The organism is Stenotrophomonas sp. PvP093, from assembly GCF_017876915.1.
GTDB lineage: Bacteria > Pseudomonadota > Gammaproteobacteria > Xanthomonadales > Xanthomonadaceae > Stenotrophomonas > Stenotrophomonas muris.
On the sequence record NZ_JAGIOX010000004.1, the window covers coordinates 3,899,924 to 3,918,542 of the forward strand.

Here is an 18,619-nt window from a genome sequence, read left to right on the forward strand (position 1 = left end):
AATGTTCGTTCTGAGACTTCCCGGGTCGAGGGTTTGTGAAGGTGAAGGAACTTTCTCATCTCCTGCACACACCTGACTGGGTCATCACCTGTCCTGCGATGACTTTGCCGACATCGGCATTCGCCGATTCGGGGTCGGAGCCGGGGTCAGATCCCTTTTCCCACGGAAAAGGATCTGACCCCACCCACCTGTCCAAAACGCAGAAAGCCCGTCACAGGGACGGGCTTTCCAGGAACAACGCAGCCGAGCGCGCGCTCGGGTCTACAACCCGGTGCGGGCGATCAGCCCAGCTTGACCAGCCAGTTGTGCCGGTCCGGCAGGCGGCCGTACTGGATGTCGGTCAGTTCCTTGCGCAGCGACATGGTCACTTCGCCGGCCGGCGCGTTGATGTCGCCCACCGAGAAACCCTCGCCCTTCAGCTGGCCGATCGGGGTGACCACCGCCGCAGTGCCACAGGCAAACACTTCGCTGATCGCACCGGAGGCCACGCCGTCCTTCCACTCGTCGATGCTGACCTTGCGCTCTTCGACCTTCATGCCACGGTCGCGCGCCAGCTGCAGGATGCTCTCGCGGGTGATGCCCTCGAGGATGCTGCCGGACAGTTCCGGGGTGACCAGCGTGCCGTCCTTGTAGACCAGGAACACGTTCATGCCGCCCAGTTCTTCCAGGTACCTGCCTTCGACCGGGTCCAGGAACAGCACCTGCGAGCAGCCCTGCGCCTGCGCCTTCTGCTGCGGCAGCAGCGAGGCGGCGTAGTTGCCACCGCACTTGGCGGCGCCGGTGCCGCCCTTGGCCGCGCGCGCGTATTCGGTGGACAGCCAGATCGACACCGGGGCCACGCCCTTGGCAAAGTACGGGCCGGCCGGGCTGGCGATGACGTAGTAGCCGGCCTTGTGCGCGCCGCGCACGCCGAGGAAGGCTTCGTCGCCGATCATGAACGGGCGGAAGTACAGGCTCGACTCGTCGGCCGACGGCACCCACTCGCTGTCGACGGCGATCAGCTGCTTCAGCGATTCGACGAAGATCTCCACCGGCAGTTCCGGCAGCGCCAGGCGCTGCGCCGAACGCTGCAGGCGACGGCCGTTGGCATCCGGGCGGAAGGTCCAGATCGAGCCGTCAGCATGGCGGTAGGCCTTGATGCCTTCGAAGATCTCCTGGCCGTAGTGCAGCACGGCCGCGGCCGGGTCCAGCTGCAGCGGACCGTAGGCACGCACGCTGGCGTTGTGCCAGCCGGCATCCTTGTCCCAGCGCACTTCCACCATGTGATCGGTGAAGTGCAGGCCGAAGCCCGGCTTCTCCAGGATCTTGGCGCGCTCTTCAGCGCTGCGCGGGTGGTCCGAACGGGTGACGGCGAAGCTGGGAATGGACTGGGACACCGGAGGATTCCTGTTCTGGTTGCGGGTAGTGCCGGGCCCGCGTCACTGCGGGCCCTGGGTCAAAGCATGCCGGTCTCGAGCCGCGCCGCCTCGGACATCATGTGCTGGTTCCACGGCGGGTCGAACACCAGGTCGACGTCGGCCTCGGCCACCGTCGGGATCATTTCAAGCTTGCTGCGCACGTCGTCGACCAGGATCTCGCCCATGCCACAGCCCGGTGCGGTCAGGGTCATCTTCACGTCGATCTCGCGCTTGCCTTCGTCCAGATGCTTGATCTCGACTTCATAGACCAGGCCCAGTTCAACGATGTTGACCGGAATCTCCGGGTCGAAGCAGGTGCGCAGCTGCTGCCACACCAGTTGTTCCACCTGCTCATCGGTGGCGTCGGCCGGCAGCTCGAGCGGTGCCGGCGCCTCCTTGCCGATGGCGTCGCCGTCCTTGCCGGCGATGCGGAACAGGTTGCCCTCGACGAACACCGAATAGCTGCCGCCCAGCGCCTGGGTGATGTACCCATAGCTGCCGGCAGGCAGGGTCACGGTATCGCCCTGCGGGACCATCACGGCCTCGCAATCGCGTTCGAAGTGGACAGGTTCGCTGCTACGGGAATACATGGGGACCGATATGGGGCCGTGGCCGCGGCCACGCAAGACGGCATTCTAGCCCAGCCGCCCCGGCACCGCCGGTGCACTGCGGCAAACCACAGTATCCTGTGGGTGATCTTCAGGGAGCTTCGATGTCCTCCATTGCCACGCGTGCCAGGACCGTCACCTGGCTCTGGTCCCTCATGCTGTTGCTGGGTCTGCTTGTTGCTCCCCTCGCCTGGATGGTCCTGGCGCTGATGACCGGCCGGCAGGTCGGCTGGATGGCGGTAGTGTCCGCCCTGGAACTGGTGTTCATGCTGCGCCTGGGCACACTGGGCCCGGGCCGGTTGCGCATCGCCCTGGTCGTGCTCGGCACCCTGCTGGTGGCCGCCGTGGCCAACTGGGCCATCGCCAGCGCCTGGATGGGCGGCTCGATCGGTCTGGACCTGTGGGACGCCATGACGCGGATGGGCCCGCACCTGGCCTGGACCCTGATCACCCTGGCCAATGGCGCGATGGAATGGCTGTGGCTGGCCGTGGCCGTGGTCGTCGGCGCCTGGCTGGCGCGCTGAGCGCGTAGATCCACGCCACGCGCGGATGGGGGTTAATGCCGGCCGCTGGCCGGCAAAAGCGTGCGGACCAAGGTCCGCACCTACCAGATGCAACCACCGCGCGCGGATCCGGTAGTGCCGGCCGCTGGCCGGCAAAAGCGCGCGGCCCCAGGTCCGCGCCTACCAGATGCAACCATCACGCGCGGATGGGGGTAGTGCCGGCCGCTGGCCGGCAAAGGGGTCAGAGCCCTGTCCTGCGGAAAGGGATCCGACCCCGGTCTTCAATGCCCGCCGTCGAGCGCCTTCAGCTCGCTCACCAGCGAGGCGGCCGCTTCGGCGCCGTCGCCATAGAGCATGCGGGTATTGTCAGCGTAGAACAGCGCATTCTCGATACCGGCGAAGCCGGTGCCCTTGCCGCGCTTGATCACCACCACGTTGCGCGCGTTGACCACGTCCAGCACCGGCATGCCGTAGATCGGGCTGGCCGGATCAGTACGCGCGACCGGATTGACCACGTCGTTGGCACCGATCACCAGTACCACATCGGTGTTGGTGAACTCGGGATTGATGTCATCCATGTCGGCGATCAGGTCGTAGGGCACGCCCGCTTCGGCCAGCAGTACATTCATGTGCCCGGGCATGCGCCCGGCGACCGGGTGGATGGCGAACTTCACCTTCACCCCGCGCTGGCCCAGCCGCTGCGCCAGTTCCCAGATCTTGTGCTGCGCCTGGGCCACGGCCATGCCGTATCCAGGCACGATCACCACGCGTTCGGCGTAGGCCATCATCGCCGCGACATCCGGGGCTTCGATCGGCTTCTGCGCGCCGCTGATCGCCTGCGCTTCGCCACCAGCACCGCCGCCGAAGTTGGAGAACAGCACGTTGCGGATCGGCCGGTTCATCGCCTTGGCCATCAGCCGGGTCAGCAGGATGCCGGCCGCGCCGACCATCATGCCGGCGATGATCAGCGCCTCGTTGCCCAGCACATAACCTTCGAACGACACTGCCAGGCCGGTGAACGCGTTGTACAGCGAGATCACCACCGGCATGTCGGCACCGCCGATCGGCAGCGTCATCAGCACGCCCAGCGCCAGTGCCAGCACGAAGAAGGCGACGATTGCCCAGGCACTGAGCGTACTGGCCGCGATGATCGCCAGCACCACCACCGCCAGCGCCACCAGCAGGTTCATCACCTGCTGGCCGGGCCAGGTCACGCGCTTGTCCAGCCGTCCATCCAGCTTGGCCCAGGCGATCACCGAGCCGGACAGCGACACCGCGCCGATCGCCGCGCCGACCACCGCCAGCAGCAGCATCGTGCCGGACGGCTGGCGCGCGGCCAGGTCGGCCAGCGCCTGCGCGCTCCAGTGGCTGGTATCGCGGTGGGCCAGGAAGGCATAGCGCAGCAGTTCCACCGCGCCGATCGCCGCCGCCGAGCCGCCGCCCATGCCGTTGTACAGCGCCACCATCTGCGGCATGTCGGTGATGGCAACCTTGCCGGCCGACCACCAGGCCAGGCCCGCACCCAGCAGCAGTGCCACCAGGATCAACGGCACGTTGTGCAGTTCGGGCAGGAAGAAGGTGGCCGCGGTGGCCAGCAGCATGCCCAGCCCGGCCCAGCGGATGCCGCTGCGCGCGGTCAGCGGCGAGGCCATGCGCTGCAGGCCGAGCAGGAACAGCGTGGCGGCGACCAGGTAGCTGGCCTTGACCAGCCAGTCGAGCAGTTCGACGGTGCTGATGTTCAAGCCTGCGGCTCCTTCGGTTCGTCCTTGCCGCCCCTGGGCGCGCTCGGCTTGAACATTTCCAGCATGCGCGCGGTGACCACGTAGCCACCGGCGGCATTGCCGGCACCGAGCACCACGGCCAGGAAGCCCAGTGCCTTCTCCAGCGGCGTCTGCGCATGCCCCAGTACCACCATCGCGCCGATCAGCACGATGCCGTGGATGAAGTTGGAGCCCGACATCAGCGGGGTATGCAGGATCACCGGCACCCGCGAAATGATCACGTGGCCGGCGATGGCTGCCAGCATGAAGATGTACAGCGCTACGAACCCGTCACTCACCGGCAACGCTCCTGCTCTGTCTTCGTCGGCCCATCATAACCATGGGCTGAACCCGGCGCGCACCCGGCGTCAACCGGAGCGCCGCTCACGCGTTGTCGATGGTGACCCCGAGCGAGGAACCGTACCCTGTGCTGGTGAGCAGCCCCGCCCCCCCGAGCGCCGAGACCGATGCCCTGCCGGCATCGCTGGAGGCATTCCTGGCCAGCGTCGGCCCGCGTGCGTTCCGCTTCGCCGAGGCCGGCCTGCGCCAGCGCGAAGACGCCATGGATGCGGTGCAGGACGCGCTGCTGCGCATGCTGGATTACACCGGCAAGCCGGCCGCCGAATGGGCGCCGCTGTTCTGGAGCATCCTGCGCCGCCGGGTGATCGACCTGCAGCGGCGGCGCCGCTTCCGCCTGCCGTTCTGGCGCGACAACCAGGACGCGGAAGGCGGCGAGATCGACTGGGCCGATCCCGGCCCGGACCCGGCACAGGCACATGAGCAGCGCCAGCAGTACCAGCAGCTGGTGGACGCGTTGCGCACCCTGCCCGCCCGCCAGCGCGAGGCCTTCAGCCTGCGCGTGCTGCAGGACCTGGACGGGGCCACCACCGCCCGCGCCATGGGCTGCAGCGAAGGCGCGGTAAAAACCCATCTGGCACGCGCCCGGCAGGCGCTGCAGGACTACCTGGAGACCCACCCGTGAACCGCTCCCTGCCTTCCGATGACACCCTGCGCCGCCTGCACGCGCAGTCGCTGCAGGCGCTGTCGCCGGCAACGCTGGCCCGGCTGCGCCAAGCTCGCCACGGCGCCACGGCCACCCCCCATCGTGGGCGCTGGCGCTGGTGGCTGGCCAGCGCCTGCTCACTGGTGGTTGCACTGGGCATTGGCCTGCAGTTCACCGGCCATGGCACGCTTGCAGGTCCGCCGCCGGACCCCGTGCTTGCTTCAGTGGAAGACAACGGCGCGCTCTACGACGAAAATCCCGATCTGTACCTGTGGCTGGGCGATACCGACCTGGCGATGGAGTAAATCATGTCCCGACTGCTTGCCCTGCCACTGCTGTTGACCCTGGCGCTGCTGCCGGCCGTTCCGGCGCTGGCGCAGAACGCCACGCCCGCCCCTGCCGCACCGGTCGCGCCATTGCCTGCGTGGGAGCAATTGAGCGAATCCCAGCGAGAGTCCCTGCTGGCGCCGCTGCGCGACCGTTGGAACAGCGCTGATGCCGGCCAGCGCCAGCGCATGCTCTCGCACGGCCAGCGCTGGCAATCGATGAGCCCGGAGGAGCGCGACAAGGCCCGCCGCGGCCTGCGCCGCTTCGAGCACATGAGCCCGGAACAGCGTGAACAGGCACGCGCCCTGTTCGGGCAGATGCGCAACATGCCGCCGGCACAGCGCGACGCGCTGCGCGAGCGCTGGTCGCAGATGACGCCGGAGCAGCGTCGGGACTGGGTGCGCGACAACCCGCCGCCGGCGAAGCCGCGGTAAGGCCCCGGGGAACGGGGTCAGAGCCCTTTGCTGACGCAAAGGGATCCGACCCCTGGCAGATTGCGGGAGAAGGGGGTCAGATCCCTTTGCCAGAGGCAAAGGGATCTGACCCCACGTCATTCATGCCTGCCAGCGCGTCTTTGCCAGCAGCTCGTCGTCCCAGTCGAAACCGAGCCGCCCCTCGCGCACGAACAGCGCAACGAAGTTGAGCAGGTTGCGCGCATACATCTCACTGGCCTGGGTCGCGCCGCGACTGGCCAGGCCCAGCGGACCATCGATGGTCACGCCCTGGTGTTCGATGCAGTGCCCCGGCTGGGTCAGTGCACAGTTGCCGCCGCTCTCGGCCGCCAGATCGACAATGACGCTGCCGGTGGCCATGCCCTCCACCATCGCGGCGGTCACGATGGTCGGCGCCGGCCGACCGGGTACGGCAGCCGTGCAGATCACCACGTCCACGCTGCGCAGGTGGTCGGCCAGCCGACGCTGCTGCTCGGCGCGCTCCTCGTCGGTCAACGCACGCGCGTAGCCGCCTTCACCGGTCGCGCTCACGCCAAGATCGAGGAAGCGCGCACCCAGTGACTGGATCTGCTCGCGGGTTTCCGGGCGCACATCGAAACCTTCCACCTGTGCACCGAGGCGCCGCGCGGTGGCGATGGCCTGCAGGCCCGCCACGCCGGCACCGATCACCAGCACCTTGGCCGGCCGCACGGTGCCAGCGGCGGTGGTCAGCATCGGGAAGAAGCGCGGCGCGCGTTCGGCGGCAATCAGCGCGGCCTTGTAGCCGGCCATGCCGGCCTGCGAACTGAGTACATCCATCGCCTGCGCGCGGGTGGTGCGCGGCAGCTGCTGCAGCGGGAACAGCTGCAGGCGATCATCGGCCGCCAGCGCGGCCAGCGCCGGATCGTTGGCCGGTGCCAGCAGGCCAACCACGCTGGCACCGGGCCTGAGCTGCTCCAGCACCGTCGCAGGAGGTGCCTGCACGCACAGCAGGATATCGATCTCGGCCCAGCGGCCCGCGTCGAAGACACGTGCGCCGGCGTCGTCATAGGCGGCATCGGTGAAGCCGGCGGCCAGCCCGGCACCGGCCTCGTACCAGACCGTAATGCCGAGGGCACCGAGCTTGCGCGCGGTTTCCGGTGTCAACGCCACGCGCCGTTCACCCGGCGCGGTCTCCTTGATCCCCAGCAACGCCACGGCCATGCAGGTCCCCGCTGATCGGTGAGTTTTCCCGATCCTAGCAGGCAGCCAGCACTCAGTGCAGGGTGGTGCTGCCCGGGTCGAGGCGGTCGATCACGCCCTGCATGGCGCTGTCGAAGGCGCCATCGTCAACGTGGGCACGCAGGCGGCCGAGCCGCACCATCACCGCCAGCTCTTCTGGCGAGGCCACGCAGAAGCGCACGCCGCGACGGTTGACGAACAGCAGGCGCGAGGAAATCGGGCTGACCCAGGACAGCTTGCCCGCCTGGACCTTGCCGTCCTTGTCGACGAAGTCCAACCAGTTGCCGATTTCCATGCGTCGGAAGCGGTCGGCATCGGCGTTGTCGAAATCGTCGGCATCGATCTGCCCGCTGAGTTCCACCGCTGGCGATTCGGCCACCGGCGGTGCCGGCAGCGCGACCTGCGGCAGCTCGGGCAGCGCGCGCTGCAGTTCCGGCCGCGACTCGGCGATGCCCTGCAACGTGTCGTGCAGGGCGTCGATCGCACCGGTAGCCGCATCGCCGTGCACACCGACGCTGGCAAACACCTTGGCCAGCACCGGCTGCCAGGCCTGCAGCCATGGCTTGCCGACAATCTGCCGGCGTGCCTCGGCCACTTCCTCCAGCAGGCCGTCGCCGAGGCTCAGTGCCTCGGCCACCGACGCGCCTTCTTCGCCCTCGCGCAGCAGCGCCAGGGTCAGGTGGTGCTGCCAGGGCTGGCGCAGGAACTCGGCAATGGCCGGCGGAAGGGTGGCATCACCGATGCGACGATCCAGTTCCGCACTGGCCCGGCTGCGGGCCATCTCCAGCTTTTCCTGCCCACGCTGCGTCTCCGCGGCACGGCGCTCGGCGATTTCCACGCGGCGGCGATGCTGCACCAGGAACTCGCGGAATTCTTCTTCCAGGGTCAGGAAGATCGCCAGGTTCTCGTTGAACTCGGCCACCAGGCGCTCGATGATCTCCTCGACCTTGGCCATCAGCATGCGCTCGGCCTGGCTCTCGCCGGTGTTGCCCTCGCAGGCCTCGGCCAGCGAATTGAGCAGCTTGCGCGCCGGATGGGTCTTCTGCACGAACATGCGGCGGTCGAGCATGGCGACCTTGACGAAAGGCACGACCAGGCGGCCGATCAGTTCGCGCGAGCGGCCTTCCAGTTCACGTTCGTCCAGCATCACATCGAACAGCATGCCGACCAGGTCGATGGCATCCTCATCCTGCGGGTCCAGCCGGGTCTGGCCCGGATCGACGCCGAGCTGGGTGGCGCTGGACAGCACTTCGCTCTTCAGCCGCTGCGCCAGCGATTCGCCGTCCTCGCCGATGGCTGCACGCAGCGTCGCGCTCGGCGTGGCCTGCAGCAGCGACAGCACCGACATCATTTCGCGCTGGCTGAGCGGGCGCTGCTGGCCGACCGCCACCTGTGCCGCAGACGTGGCGTCCTCACGCACATGGCGGGTCTGCTGCAGCAGTTCGTGCAACGCTTCCAGCAGCATGCCTTGCTGGCCGGCGTAGGCCTCGCCGGCGGCGCCATCATCGCCGCCCAGATGCTGCTGCATATGCCCGCGGCGCTCGGACCAGCGGGCGGCAAAGCGCTGCGCCCAAGCCGGTGCGGCCTGCTCGTCATCGCTGAACCCCGGATCGACGCCCGCGCCGTGGCGATGCTCGACCAGGTCATCCAGCATCCCGGTCATGCGCGGATCCGGTGCCGGCGGTTGTGGGCGCTGCGGAGCCCCCATCTGCGACATCACGCCGGCTGCGGCCAGCTGCTCGTCCAGCTTCTCGTAGATGCGGCCGACCGGTGCACGCAGGTCGCGCTCGCACAGCTTGATCAGCACCAGATGCACTTCCGGGGCCAGTTCGCAGCCGGCAAAGGCCTCGTGGATGGCCACGCCCAGATGTTCGGGGCTGATGGGATTGTGGTCGGCGTCCAGTTCCACGCCGCCGATCAACCGGCCCAGGCGGCGGTCCAGCCGCGCCAGCACCGGCTTGAAGTCACGCAGCAATACAGTGGCGAAATTGCGCACCGCCAACCGCGATTCCAGTACGTGTTCGGCCAGCAGGCTCAGGCCATCCTCGGCCGGCCCGGACAGGGTCGCCTCGGCCGACAGCGGCTCACCGGCCGCCAATGCGGCCCACGCCTGCTGCAGGTGGCCGGCGAAGGCGGCAGCGATCTCCTCACGGCGGCGGCGCAGTTCGCGCATCGCGTCCAGGAACAGCAACTGCGACGAGCCGGCATTGCCGGCGCGGTCGAACAGGGCATCGTCGAAACGCGCCAGCGCGGCCCCGAAGGCCTGGCACAGCGCGGGCAGGACCATGTCCCGGGCAAGCTGGAGCTGGGCCGGGTCACGGCCCGGCGATCCCATCGGTGTGGGCACGCTCATCATTCGGGAAGGCTCCCCACCTTCTCTGGTACGACAGACAGCATGGACATCGCGACGACCGGCACACCCCATGTACCGGAACGTCGATGGTAGGCCGGCCAGCCCGTCACGGACAGTGAAACAGTCCTCACTTCAAACCTCATGACCGGCGGCCCGGCAAGAGGGGTATCGTAAGCCGTGCAAGGCCCACGAGGCGAGGGGAAGCGGCTGTCCGTTTCCCGCCAGTGGCATGATGTTCATCACAGTTTGGTATTCAGGGGCCGGACGCGACACAGACGGCGTCATTGACCACCCCGACTATAATCAAACACCCGTGATGACCGGTTCAGACTCCATGCCCGACCCCGCTGCCCTGCTCGCCCTGGATGCCCGCCGCTCAGTGCCTTCGCGGCAACTGGGCGAGCCCGGCCCGGACCCGGCCACCCTGCAGCGGATGCTGGCGTCGGCCGTGCGCGTGCCCGACCACGGCAAGCGCGTGCCGTTCCGCTTCCTGAAGATCGCCGGCGATGCACGTCACACTCTGGGCGACTTCCTGGCCAAGCGCAGCCGCCAGCGCGACCCGCAGGCCGGCGAGGCCGTGTTCGAGAAGGACCGCCAGCGTTTCAGCCACGCCCCGCTGGTGATCGTGGTGGTCGCCAGCCCGCGCCCGGACCCGAAGGTGCCGGAACAGGAACAGCTGATGACCGCCGGCTGCGTCTGCTTTGCCCTGCTGCAGGCCGCGCAGGCGCTTGGCTTCGGCGCACAGTGGCTGACGGCCTGGATGGCCTTCGATCCGGTCGTGCAGGCCCACCTGGGCCTGGTCGAGGGTGAACGCATCGCCGGCTTCATCCACATCGGCACCGCCAAGGCCGACGTGCCCGAGCGCGAGCGCCCCGACCCAGCGACCCTGCTGCAGGACTGGACGCCGCCGGCATGACCCTGCCGGCACCGCCGCCGTCGCTGTACCTGGTCGATGCCAGCATCTACGTGTTCCGCGCCTGGCACTCGCTGCCGGACCAGTTCCAGGACGCGCAGGGCTGGCCGACCAATGCCGTGCACGGCTTCGCCCGCTTCCTGCTGGACCTGCTGGAGCGCGAGCGCCCGCGGCACATCGCCATTGCCTTCGACGAAGCGCTCGACAGCGGCTTCCGCCACCGCCTGTATCCGGCCTACAAGGCCAACCGTGATCCGGCACCGGAAGCGCTCAAGCGCCAGTTCGTGCACTGCAAGGCGCTGTGCGCGGCGTTGGGCCTTGCCGTCCTCGCCCACCACGACTACGAAGCCGACGACCTGATCGGCAGCGCACTGCACGTGCACCGCGGCAGCCATCGCGGGGTGATCATCTCCGCCGACAAGGACCTGTCGCAGCTGCTGCTGGATCACGACGAACAGTGGGACTACGCCCGCAACCAGCGCTGGGACGTGGCCGGCGTGAAGGCACGGCACGGCGTGCACGCGCACCAGATTGCCGATTACCTGGCGCTGTGCGGCGATGCGGTGGACAACATTCCCGGTGTCAGTGGTGTCGGCAGCAAGTCCGCCGCCGTGCTGCTGGCCCATTTCGGCAGCTTGGATGCGCTGTACGAACGCCTGGACGAAGTGCCGTTCCTGCGCCTGCGCGGTGCCGCCCAGATGGCGGTGCGCCTGCGCGATCAGCGCGAGCACGCCCTGCTCTGGCGCCAGCTGACCACCATCGCGCTGGACGCGCCGCTGGAAGGCAGCCAACCCGGCCTGCTGCGCCAGACCGCCGACCCCGAGCTGCTCGGCGGCCTGTGCCAGACCCTGCGCTTCGGCCCGATGACCCGCCGCCGGCTGTTCGATGCCGCCGGCGTACCCGATATTCTTCCCACCCACAGCGAGCCCGCATGAGCCAGCGCAACACCGAAGCCCCGCGTGTCGTCTATGAAGGCAAGTACCAGCGCATGCTGGTACGCGGCACCTGGGAATACAGCGAACGTACCCATGCCGGTGGCCTGGCCGCGATCATCATCGCGGTGACCCCGGAGGACAAGGTGCTGTTCGTCGAACAGTTCCGCGTGCCGCTGCAGGCCCCCACCATCGAGATGCCGGCCGGCCTGGTCGGCGACATCCACGCCGGCGAATCGATCGAAGTCTCGGCCGTGCGCGAGCTGGAAGAAGAAACCGGCTGGACCGCCGATCACGCCGAAGTGCTGATGGTCGGCCCGACGTCCTCCGGCGCCAGCAGCGAGAAGATCGCCTTCGTACGCGCCACCGGCCTGCGCCGGATCGGCGACGGTGGCGGCGATGACAGCGAAGACATCACCGTGCACGAGATTCCGCGCGCGCAGGCGGCGGCCTGGCTGGTGCAGAAGATGGGCGAAGGCTATGAGCTGGATGCCAAGCTTTGGGCGGGCCTGTGGATGATCGAGCACCACCTGGACGGGCGCCCGCGTGGCTGACGCCGATCTGCACGTACTGCCGGCGCTGCTGGGCGCCGACGACCCGGCGATCTATACCCTCCACCGGCCGCAGGGCGCCTCGCCTTACCTGCTGCTGGCCGATCACGCCGGCCAGCAGGTGCCACGCGCGCTGACCGGGCTCGGCCTGGCCCAGGCCGAGCTGGACCGCCATATCGGCTGGGACATCGGCATCGCCGGCACCACCCGCGCACTGGCCGAACGGCTGGATGCATGGGCGATCGAACAGACCTATTCGCGGCTGCTGATCGACTGCAACCGCCCACTGGCCTCGCCGACGCTGATTCCGGAAGTGAGCGACCACACCGTGGTCCCGGGCAATGCCAGGCTGTCGGCTGCACAGCGGCAGCAGCGCATCGATGCGATCCACGCGCCCTACCATGCGCGCATCGACGCGGAACTGGATGCACGCCGCGATGCCGGCCGCCCCACCCTGCTGGTGATGATGCACAGCTTCACGCCAGTGATGAACGGCACGCAGCGGCCGTGGCACGCCGGCGTGCTGTACCACCAGGACACGCGCTTTGCGCATGCACTGCTGCAGGCACTGCGCGATGAAGGCGACCTGGTGGTGGGTGACAACGAACCGTATTCGGTCAGCAGCACCAGCGACTACGCGGTACCGGTGCACGGCGAAGGGCGCGGCCTGGTGCACGTGGAACTGGAGATCCGCCAGGACCTGATCGCCGATGCCGCCGGGCAGCAGGCGTGGGCGGAGCGGCTGGCGCGGATCTTCAGCGCGCTGCAACCGGAGCTGCTGGCGCTGGGTTGAACGCGCGTGGTTCCATCCCGTATCGGTAGTGCCGGCCGCTGGCCGGCAACCTCAATGATCCAACCACCCCGAGGTTGCCGGCCAGCGGCCGGCACCACCGCAGGCGTGGCACATCCACCCACGGCAGCGCCTTCAATCAAGCCTCGTTGACCGGGCAGACGGCAGCAACCGATTCGACCGGCGCCGGGCGCAGGCCCAGCGCGATCACCACGCCGAGCGCGGCGAACAGCGCGGCGCCGTACTGCGCATTGACCATGCCCTGCAGCGCATCAGGACTGGTTGCCTCCTGCGTGCCACGCGCGGCGTTGGCCACCATCACCAGTACCGCCAGTCCCAACGCGCCGCCGATCTGCTGTGCGGTGGCGGCCATGCCGGACGCTACACCCTGCTGCGGCCCCGGCACGCCCTGCCCGGCCACGATCCACATCGCCGTCCAGCTCGTGCCCTGGCCCACGCTGAGCACCACGATGCCCGGCAGCAGCGGCCAGTAACCGGCGCCATGCGGCATCGCCAGCGCCACCGCAGTGATGCCGATGGCACCGGCCGCGAAGCCCCAGGCCAGCACCTGCCGTGGCGAACGGCGCCGCAGCATGCGTTCGGCAATGCGGATGCCGAAGGTGCACACCACGGTCGGCAGCAGGAAGGCCATGCCGGCCTGCAGCGGGCTCCAGCCGTAACCATCCTGGAAGTAGAGCGCCAGGAAGTAGTACTGCACGCCATAGCTGCTCATGAAGGCGAAGGTCAGGCCGAGTGCCGCGCGCAGGCCGGGCAGGCGCAGCAGCGCAAACTGCATCAGCGGGTCACGGCTGCGCTTTTCGATCTGCACGAACACCGTCAACAGTACGGCTGAAAGCAGCAGGCAGATGAGCGTGGCGCGGGCCGTCCAGCCCCACTCCGGCCCTTGCACCAGGGTGGTGACCAGCAGGCTGCCGCCGGCGGTGACGGTGAGGCAACCGGCCAGATCGAAGGAACGGCCCTGCACACGCGGGCCATCGGCCGGCAACCACGCGCCGGCCGCGACTGCACAGGCGGTGGCCAGCGGAACGATCACCGCCAGCACCGCCGGCCAGCCGAACGCCTGGGTCAGCACGCCACCGAGCAGCGTGCCCAGCGCCAGGCCGACCGCACTGGCCATGCTCCAGATCGCCAGTGCGCGGTTGCGCACCGGGCCTTCCGCATACAACGTGTTGATCAGCGCCAGCGTGGCCGGGAACAGCAACGCGGCACCGATGCCCTGCGCCGCGCGCGCGATGATCAACAGGGTGGCATTCGGCGCCAGCGCGCCGAACAGCGACGCCAGCGCGAACAGCAGCATGCCCAGCCGGTAGAAGCGGCGGCGGCCGATCAGGTCGGCGGCGCGCCCGCCCAGCAGCAGGCTGCCGCCGAACGCCACGGTGTAGGCACTGACTACCCATTGCAGCTGCTGCGCGTTGATCTGCAGCGCGCGACCCATGTCGTGCAGGGCGACGAAGATGATGGTGGCATCCAGGGCGATGATCAGCTGGGCAGTGGCCAGCAGGGTCAGCGCCCAGCGCGGGTACTTGAGGGGAGGCATCGGCGGTCTGGTGCGGTGGGGGAGCGCAGTCTCATTGATGCGACCGAATCAATAAACCCCCTGCCAGCCATATCTGTCATGATTTTCATCATGAATGGAACTTCGATGGACCTCAATGCAGTGCGCATGCTGGTGCAGGTGGCCGAAGCCCGCAGTTTCACCGTCGCCGCCGGGCAGCTGGGCCTGAGCCAGTCCGGCCTGTCGCGCGCGATCGGCCGGCTGGAGGCCACGCTGGGGGTGAAGCTGCTGCAGCGGAACACCCGCAACGTGGCGCTGACCCCGGATGGCCGCCAGTTCGTCGATCAGGTGGCACCGCTGCTGTGTGGCCTGGAGGATGCCGAACGCCAGTTGGCCGACCGTCCCTGCACGCCCGCGGGCACCCTGAAGATCAGCGCGCCCTCGATGTTCGGGCGCAAGGTGCTGGTACCGCTGCTGGCGCCGTTGCTGCAACAGCACCCGCAACTGCAGGTGGAGGCCGTGCTCAGTGACCGTCTGGTCGATCTGGTCGAGGAAGGTTTCGATGCCGCCCTGCGCACCGGCGTCATCGCCGACCAGCGCATCGTCGCGCGCCCGCTGCGTCCGCTGCGCTGGGTGACGGTGGCCAGCCCCGCGTATCTGGCCCGCTGTGGCGCACCGGACGATGTGGCCGCGCTGCGGGATCACGCGTGCCTGGCGGTGCGCAACCTGCGCAGTGGCCGGCTGGTGGACTGGCAGTTCCTGCAGGAGGGCCAACTGCGCGACTTCACCCCACCGACGCGGATGGTGTTCGACAGCGGCGATCCGCTGGTAGAAGCGGCCATCGCCGGCATCGGCATCGTGCAGGTGATGGATTTCGCGGTGGCCGACGCGCTGGCTGACGGCCGCCTGCAACGCGTGCTGCAGCCGCTCGAAGGCCGCAGCCGCGCGCTGTCGCTGATCTACCCACCGTCGCGCCAGCACTCGCCAAAGCTGCAGGTGCTGGCCGACGCGTTGCTGGCCGGGGATTGGTAAATCCACGCCATGCGTGGATGAAGGTTTCGGCGGGGTCAGAACCCTTGGGTATCCGGTAGCGCCGGCCGCTGGCCGGCGAGCCACATCGGCCGGCGGCGAAACGGACCGGCAAGGCATTGCCGGCCAGCGGCCGGCACTACCGATCAGGCGAAGCTATCGGTGGCGCGCACCAGCGCGTCCACGTTCTCGGCTTCGAGCGCCGAATGGCCCGAGGCCTTGGGTATCCGGTAGTGCCGGCCGCTGGCCGGCGAGCCACATCGGGCGGCGGCGAAACGGACCGGTGAGGCATTGCCGGCCAGCGGCCGGCACTACCGATCAGGCGAAGCTATCGGTGGCGCGCACCAGCGCGTCCACGTTCTCGGCTTCGAACGCCGAATGGCCCGAGGCCTTGGGTATCCGGTAGTGCCGGCCGCTGGCCGGCGAGCCACATCGGGCGGCGGCGAAACGACCCGGCAAGGCGTTGCCGGCCAGCGGCCGGCACTACCGATCAGGCGAAGCCATCGGTGGCGCGCACCAGCGCGTCCACGTTCTCGGCCTCGAACGCCGAATGGCCCGAGGCCTTGGCTATCCGATAGTGCCGGCCGCTGGCCGGCGAGCCACATCGGGCGGCGGCGAAACGACCCGGCAAGGCATTGCCGGCCAGCGGCCGGCACTACCGATCAGGCGAAGCCATCGGTGGCGCGCACCAGCGCGTCCACGTTCTCGGCTTCGAACGCCGAATGGCCCGAGGCCTTGGCTATCCGGTAGCGCCGGCCGCTGGCCGGCGAGCCACATCGGGCGGCGGCGAAACGGACCGGTAAGGCATTGCCGGCCAGCGGCCGGCACTACCGATCAGGCGAAGCTATCGGTGGCGCGCACCAGCGCGTCCACGTTCTCGGCTTCGAACGCCGAATGGCCCGAGGCCTTGGCTATCCGGTAGCGCCGGCCGCTGGCCGGCGAGCCACATCGGGCGGCGGCGAAACGACCCGGCAAGGCGTTGCCGGCCAGCGGCCGGCACTACCGATCAGGCGAAGCCATCGGTGGCGCGCACCAGCGCGTCCACGTTCTCGGCTTCGAACGCCGAATGGCCCGAGGCCTTGGCTATCCGGTAGCGCCGGCCGCTGGCCGGCGAGCCACATCGGGCGGCGGCGAAACGGACCGGCAAGGCATTGCCGGCCAGCGGCCGGCACTACCGATCAGGCGAAGCTATCGGTGGCGCGCACCAGCGCGTCCACGTTCTCGGCTTCGAACGCCGAATGTCCCGAGGCCGCGGTGATTTCCAGCTTCGCCTTCGGCCACACCTTGGTCAGGTCCCAGGCGTTGGCCAGCGGGCAGACCACGTCGTAGCGGCCATGCACGATCACGCCCGGGATGTCGGCGATGCGGTGCGCGTCGCGCAGCAGCTGGTCTTCCACCTCGAAGAAGCCACCGTTGACGAAGTAGTGGTTCTCGATGCGGGCGAAGGCCAGGGCGAAGTGCGGGTCTTCGTGGCTGTTGATGAAGTCGTCATCGACGTGCAGGAAACTGGTCGCGCCTTCCCACACCGCCCAGGCCTTGGCCGCTTCCAGGCGGGTGGTTTCGTCGTCGCTGGTCAGGCGGCGGTGGAAGGCCGAGATCAGGTCATGCCGCTCCACCGACGGGATCGGCTTCAGGTAATGCTCCCACGCATCCGGGAACAGGCGGTTGGCGCCTTCCTGGTAGAACCATTCCAGCTCCCAGCGGCGCAGCATGAAGATGCCGCGCAGGACCAGTTCGGTCACGCGCTGCGGATGGGTCTCGGCATAGGCCAGGGCCAGGGTCGAGCCCCAGCTGCCACCGAACACCTGCCAGCGATCGACCTTCAGGTGCTCGCGCAGCTTCTCGATATCGGCGACCAGGTCCCAGGTGGTGTTGTCCACCAGGTCCGCGTGCGGGGTGGATCGACCCGCACCACGCTGGTCGAACAGGATGATGCGGTACTTGGACGGGTCATGGAACTGGCGCATCTTGTCGCTGCAACCACCGCCCGGGCCACCGTGCAGCATCACCACCGGCTTGCCGTCCGGGTTGCCGCACTGTTCGAAATACAGCGTGTGGCGGTCGTCGACCTTCAGGGTGCCGACGTCGTAGGGGGTGATGGCGGGGTACAGCGTACGCATGCTTGCAGCTCCAGGGTGATGCCCTGCCGGGGCAGGAGAACCCCCATTCTAGGCCGGTCGCCGGCCCAGGGTGATCCGGTCGCGCTGCTCCAGGTCCTGCACGGTCTGCACCTCGGCAAAACCGGCGGCGTCGAACAGCGCGCGGATCGCCGCGCCCTGGTCCCATCCGTGCTCGATCAGCAACCAGCCACCGGGCAGCAGATGCGCCTGGCCGCCGTCGATGATGCGGCGGATGTCATCCAGGCCGTCCACACCGGACGCCAGCGCGGAGGCCGGTTCGAAGCGCAGGTCGCCCTGTTGCAGGTGCGGGTCGTCGCTGGCGATGTACGGCGGATTGCTCGCAATCAGGTCGAAGCGCATGCCCTGCAACGGCGCGTACCAATCGTGCCCGCCCTCGGCGAAGCGGACGTTGCGCAGTTCATGGCGCGCAGCATTGCGCACGGCCACGGCCAGCGCACCCGGGCTGGCATCGGTGGCCAGCACCTGTGCCTGTGGCCGCTCGCTGGCCAGCGCCAAGGCGATCGCGCCGCTGCCGGTGCCCAGGTCAGCGAGCCGCAGCGCACGGTCCTGCGGCAGGCGTCCCAGCGCCAGCTCGACCAGCAGTTCGGTCTCCGGGCGCGGGATCAGCGTGGCCGGATCGACCTCCAGATCCAGCGTCCAGAATCCGCGGCGGCCGGTCAGGTAGGCGACCGGCTCGCCGGCCACGCGGCGGGCCAACAGCGTCTCGAAGGCGGCCTGGTCGGCGGCGGCCAGCGGATCGGTGGCATGCGCGAACAGCCAACTGCGTGGGCGTTCCAGCACATGCAGCAGCAGCAGCTCCGCCTCATGGCGGGCTTCGACGCTGCCGAGGCGGACACTGGCCTCGGCCACGATCTGGCGCAGGGTGGGTTCGGTTTGGAAAGACATTCCGCAATTGTAGAGCCGAGCCCGCGCTCGGCTGCTTCTGGAGCAGCCGAGCGCGGGCTCGGCTCTACAAAATCGGAATCCGTTCAGGTTACGCCGGACGGGATAAGGAGGGGCTATCGGCCCCAGGCAGCGGTCCGGCGAGATTTTCCTTGTCACACAGTCAGTTGCAGGATGAAAGCGGCCGGGTTCAGTTCCTGCTCAGTGCATTTTGATAGACTCCATCTATCAAATAGATGCAATCAATGCATTGTTCTTATCG

At 68.6% G+C, this 18,619-nt stretch carries 22 protein-coding genes; 9 read left to right on the forward strand and 13 right to left on the reverse strand.

Going from position 1 to position 18,619, the window contains the following annotated elements; genetic code table 11:
* Nucleotides 1-281: 281 nt before the first annotated feature.
* Together J3A72_RS20910 and sufT are read right to left on the reverse strand one after the other, a co-directional pair.
* Entirely contained in the window at nucleotides 282-1,376 is a 1,095-nt protein-coding gene (locus J3A72_RS20910; RefSeq protein ID WP_049440133.1) for a branched-chain amino acid aminotransferase, read from the reverse strand.
* A gap of 59 nt (nucleotides 1,377-1,435) precedes the next feature.
* On the reverse strand, nucleotides 1,436-1,987 hold the full coding sequence (gene sufT / locus J3A72_RS20915; RefSeq protein ID WP_005415385.1) for a putative Fe-S cluster assembly protein SufT: 552 nt from the start codon (nucleotides 1,985-1,987) through the stop codon (nucleotides 1,436-1,438).
* 122 nt (nucleotides 1,988-2,109) lie between these two features.
* On the opposite strand from sufT, the gene J3A72_RS20920 reads away from it, so the two are divergent.
* A complete protein-coding gene (locus J3A72_RS20920) occupies nucleotides 2,110-2,529 on the forward strand; it encodes a hypothetical protein (protein WP_075075868.1) in 420 nt (139 codons plus the stop codon).
* Nucleotides 2,530-2,789: 260 nt separating this feature from the next.
* Here the strand turns inward: J3A72_RS20920 and J3A72_RS20925 are convergent, their stop codons facing one another.
* Together J3A72_RS20925 and J3A72_RS20930 are read right to left on the reverse strand one after the other, a co-directional pair.
* Nucleotides 2,790-4,250: an NAD(P)(+) transhydrogenase (Re/Si-specific) subunit beta gene (locus tag J3A72_RS20925; protein WP_032956961.1), complete on the reverse strand. Its 1,461-nt coding sequence runs from the start codon at nucleotides 4,248-4,250 to the stop codon at nucleotides 2,790-2,792.
* Entirely contained in the window at nucleotides 4,247-4,567 is a 321-nt protein-coding gene (locus J3A72_RS20930) for an NAD(P) transhydrogenase subunit alpha (protein ID WP_014646018.1), read from the reverse strand. The genes J3A72_RS20925 and J3A72_RS20930 overlap by 4 nt, the downstream gene beginning before the upstream one ends.
* 98 nt (nucleotides 4,568-4,665) lie before the next feature.
* Here J3A72_RS20930 and J3A72_RS20935 point away from each other — a divergent pair, with 98 nt between their 5' ends.
* Genes J3A72_RS20935 through J3A72_RS20945 form a run of 3 tightly spaced genes read left to right on the forward strand, consistent with a single transcriptional unit; the run spans nucleotide 4,666 to nucleotide 6,032 of the window.
* Nucleotides 4,666-5,250 carry an RNA polymerase sigma factor gene (locus tag J3A72_RS20935; protein ID WP_080376389.1) on the forward strand — a complete coding sequence of 195 codons (585 nt, stop codon included), beginning with the start codon at nucleotides 4,666-4,668 and terminating at the stop codon, nucleotides 5,248-5,250.
* On the forward strand, nucleotides 5,247-5,576 hold the full coding sequence (locus J3A72_RS20940) for a membrane protein (protein ID WP_049408479.1): 330 nt from the start codon (nucleotides 5,247-5,249) through the stop codon (nucleotides 5,574-5,576). The genes J3A72_RS20935 and J3A72_RS20940 overlap by 4 nt, the downstream gene beginning before the upstream one ends.
* Nucleotides 5,577-5,579: 3 nt before the next feature.
* Nucleotides 5,580-6,032, forward strand: coding sequence for a DUF3106 domain-containing protein (locus J3A72_RS20945; RefSeq protein ID WP_014646015.1), 453 nt, complete (start codon nucleotides 5,580-5,582; stop codon nucleotides 6,030-6,032).
* 120 nt (nucleotides 6,033-6,152) lie between these two features.
* Here J3A72_RS20945 and J3A72_RS20950 read toward each other — a convergent pair whose 3' ends face one another.
* Both J3A72_RS20950 and J3A72_RS20955 read right to left on the reverse strand, forming a co-directional pair.
* Complete coding sequence (locus J3A72_RS20950; protein ID WP_069118521.1) at nucleotides 6,153-7,232, reverse strand: NAD(P) transhydrogenase subunit alpha; 1,080 nt, start codon at nucleotides 7,230-7,232, stop codon at nucleotides 6,153-6,155.
* 52 nt (nucleotides 7,233-7,284) lie between these two features.
* Nucleotides 7,285-9,606 (reverse strand): DUF1631 domain-containing protein, encoded by a 2,322-nt coding sequence (locus tag J3A72_RS20955; protein ID WP_032956973.1) that lies wholly within the window; start codon nucleotides 9,604-9,606, stop codon nucleotides 7,285-7,287.
* A gap of 331 nt (nucleotides 9,607-9,937) precedes the next feature.
* Here J3A72_RS20955 and J3A72_RS20960 point away from each other — a divergent pair, with 331 nt between their 5' ends.
* Genes J3A72_RS20960 through J3A72_RS20975 form a run of 4 tightly spaced genes read left to right on the forward strand, consistent with a single transcriptional unit; the run spans nucleotide 9,938 to nucleotide 12,792 of the window.
* Entirely contained in the window at nucleotides 9,938-10,519 is a 582-nt protein-coding gene (locus J3A72_RS20960) for a nitroreductase (RefSeq protein ID WP_053495036.1), read from the forward strand.
* Nucleotides 10,516-11,451: a 5'-3' exonuclease H3TH domain-containing protein gene (locus tag J3A72_RS20965; RefSeq protein WP_075075869.1), complete on the forward strand. Its 936-nt coding sequence runs from the start codon at nucleotides 10,516-10,518 to the stop codon at nucleotides 11,449-11,451. The genes J3A72_RS20960 and J3A72_RS20965 overlap by 4 nt, the downstream gene beginning before the upstream one ends.
* A complete protein-coding gene (locus J3A72_RS20970) occupies nucleotides 11,448-12,002 on the forward strand; it encodes an NUDIX hydrolase (protein ID WP_075075870.1) in 555 nt (184 codons plus the stop codon). Before J3A72_RS20965 ends, J3A72_RS20970 begins: the two co-directional genes overlap by 4 nt.
* Nucleotides 11,995-12,792: an N-formylglutamate amidohydrolase gene (locus J3A72_RS20975; RefSeq protein ID WP_032956976.1), complete on the forward strand. Its 798-nt coding sequence runs from the start codon at nucleotides 11,995-11,997 to the stop codon at nucleotides 12,790-12,792. Before J3A72_RS20970 ends, J3A72_RS20975 begins: the two co-directional genes overlap by 8 nt.
* A gap of 136 nt (nucleotides 12,793-12,928) precedes the next feature.
* On the opposite strand, the gene J3A72_RS20980 is transcribed toward J3A72_RS20975, so the two are convergent.
* Complete coding sequence (locus tag J3A72_RS20980) at nucleotides 12,929-14,347, reverse strand: MFS transporter (protein ID WP_075075871.1); 1,419 nt, start codon at nucleotides 14,345-14,347, stop codon at nucleotides 12,929-12,931.
* A gap of 105 nt (nucleotides 14,348-14,452) precedes the next feature.
* Between J3A72_RS20980 and J3A72_RS20985 the strand changes: the two genes are divergently transcribed.
* The gene (locus J3A72_RS20985) at nucleotides 14,453-15,337 is read left to right on the forward strand and encodes a LysR family transcriptional regulator (protein ID WP_014646007.1); all 885 of its coding nucleotides are present in this window, start codon (nucleotides 14,453-14,455) and stop codon (nucleotides 15,335-15,337) included.
* Between the two features lie 315 nt (nucleotides 15,338-15,652).
* Here J3A72_RS20985 and J3A72_RS20990 read toward each other — a convergent pair whose 3' ends face one another.
* From J3A72_RS20990 to prmC, 6 genes are all read right to left on the reverse strand, one after another.
* On the reverse strand, nucleotides 15,653-15,793 hold the full coding sequence (locus J3A72_RS20990) for a hypothetical protein (RefSeq protein ID WP_209572158.1): 141 nt from the start codon (nucleotides 15,791-15,793) through the stop codon (nucleotides 15,653-15,655).
* Nucleotides 15,794-15,824: 31 nt separating this feature from the next.
* Entirely contained in the window at nucleotides 15,825-15,965 is a 141-nt protein-coding gene (locus J3A72_RS20995; protein ID WP_181160701.1) for a hypothetical protein, read from the reverse strand.
* Between the two features lie 203 nt (nucleotides 15,966-16,168).
* Nucleotides 16,169-16,309, reverse strand: coding sequence for a hypothetical protein (locus J3A72_RS21000; RefSeq protein WP_164232709.1), 141 nt, complete (start codon nucleotides 16,307-16,309; stop codon nucleotides 16,169-16,171).
* 31 nt (nucleotides 16,310-16,340) lie between these two features.
* Nucleotides 16,341-16,481 (reverse strand): hypothetical protein, encoded by a 141-nt coding sequence (locus J3A72_RS21005; protein WP_154583310.1) that lies wholly within the window; start codon nucleotides 16,479-16,481, stop codon nucleotides 16,341-16,343.
* A gap of 31 nt (nucleotides 16,482-16,512) precedes the next feature.
* Nucleotides 16,513-17,454: a prolyl aminopeptidase gene (gene pip, locus J3A72_RS21010; RefSeq protein ID WP_140222899.1), complete on the reverse strand. Its 942-nt coding sequence runs from the start codon at nucleotides 17,452-17,454 to the stop codon at nucleotides 16,513-16,515.
* Nucleotides 17,455-17,502: 48 nt separating this feature from the next.
* On the reverse strand, nucleotides 17,503-18,360 hold the full coding sequence (gene prmC / locus J3A72_RS21015; RefSeq protein ID WP_075077237.1) for a peptide chain release factor N(5)-glutamine methyltransferase: 858 nt from the start codon (nucleotides 18,358-18,360) through the stop codon (nucleotides 17,503-17,505).
* Nucleotides 18,361-18,619: the final 259 nt, after the last annotated feature.

Excerpts from the sequence above, each read along its gene's own strand:
- J3A72_RS20955 (WP_032956973.1), bottom strand. The coding sequence starts at position 9,606 with ATGATGAGCGTGCCCACACCGATGGGATCGCCGGGCCGTGACCCGGCC.
- J3A72_RS20935 (WP_080376389.1), top strand. The coding sequence starts at position 4,666 with ATGGTGACCCCGAGCGAGGAACCGTACCCTGTGCTGGTGAGCAGCCCC.
- J3A72_RS20960 (WP_053495036.1), top strand. The coding sequence starts at position 9,938 with ATGCCCGACCCCGCTGCCCTGCTCGCCCTGGATGCCCGCCGCTCAGTG.
- sufT (WP_005415385.1), bottom strand. The coding sequence starts at position 1,987 with ATGTATTCCCGTAGCAGCGAACCTGTCCACTTCGAACGCGATTGCGAG.
- J3A72_RS20920 (WP_075075868.1), top strand. The coding sequence starts at position 2,110 with ATGTCCTCCATTGCCACGCGTGCCAGGACCGTCACCTGGCTCTGGTCC.
- J3A72_RS20965 (WP_075075869.1), top strand. The coding sequence starts at position 10,516 with ATGACCCTGCCGGCACCGCCGCCGTCGCTGTACCTGGTCGATGCCAGC.
- J3A72_RS20945 (WP_014646015.1), top strand. The coding sequence starts at position 5,580 with ATGTCCCGACTGCTTGCCCTGCCACTGCTGTTGACCCTGGCGCTGCTG.
- prmC (WP_075077237.1), bottom strand. The coding sequence starts at position 18,360 with ATGTCTTTCCAAACCGAACCCACCCTGCGCCAGATCGTGGCCGAGGCC.
- J3A72_RS20950 (WP_069118521.1), bottom strand. The coding sequence starts at position 7,232 with ATGGCCGTGGCGTTGCTGGGGATCAAGGAGACCGCGCCGGGTGAACGG.
- J3A72_RS20985 (WP_014646007.1), top strand. The coding sequence starts at position 14,453 with ATGGACCTCAATGCAGTGCGCATGCTGGTGCAGGTGGCCGAAGCCCGC.
- J3A72_RS20970 (WP_075075870.1), top strand. The coding sequence starts at position 11,448 with ATGAGCCAGCGCAACACCGAAGCCCCGCGTGTCGTCTATGAAGGCAAG.
- J3A72_RS20980 (WP_075075871.1), bottom strand. The coding sequence starts at position 14,347 with ATGCCTCCCCTCAAGTACCCGCGCTGGGCGCTGACCCTGCTGGCCACT.
- pip (WP_140222899.1), bottom strand. The coding sequence starts at position 17,454 with ATGCGTACGCTGTACCCCGCCATCACCCCCTACGACGTCGGCACCCTG.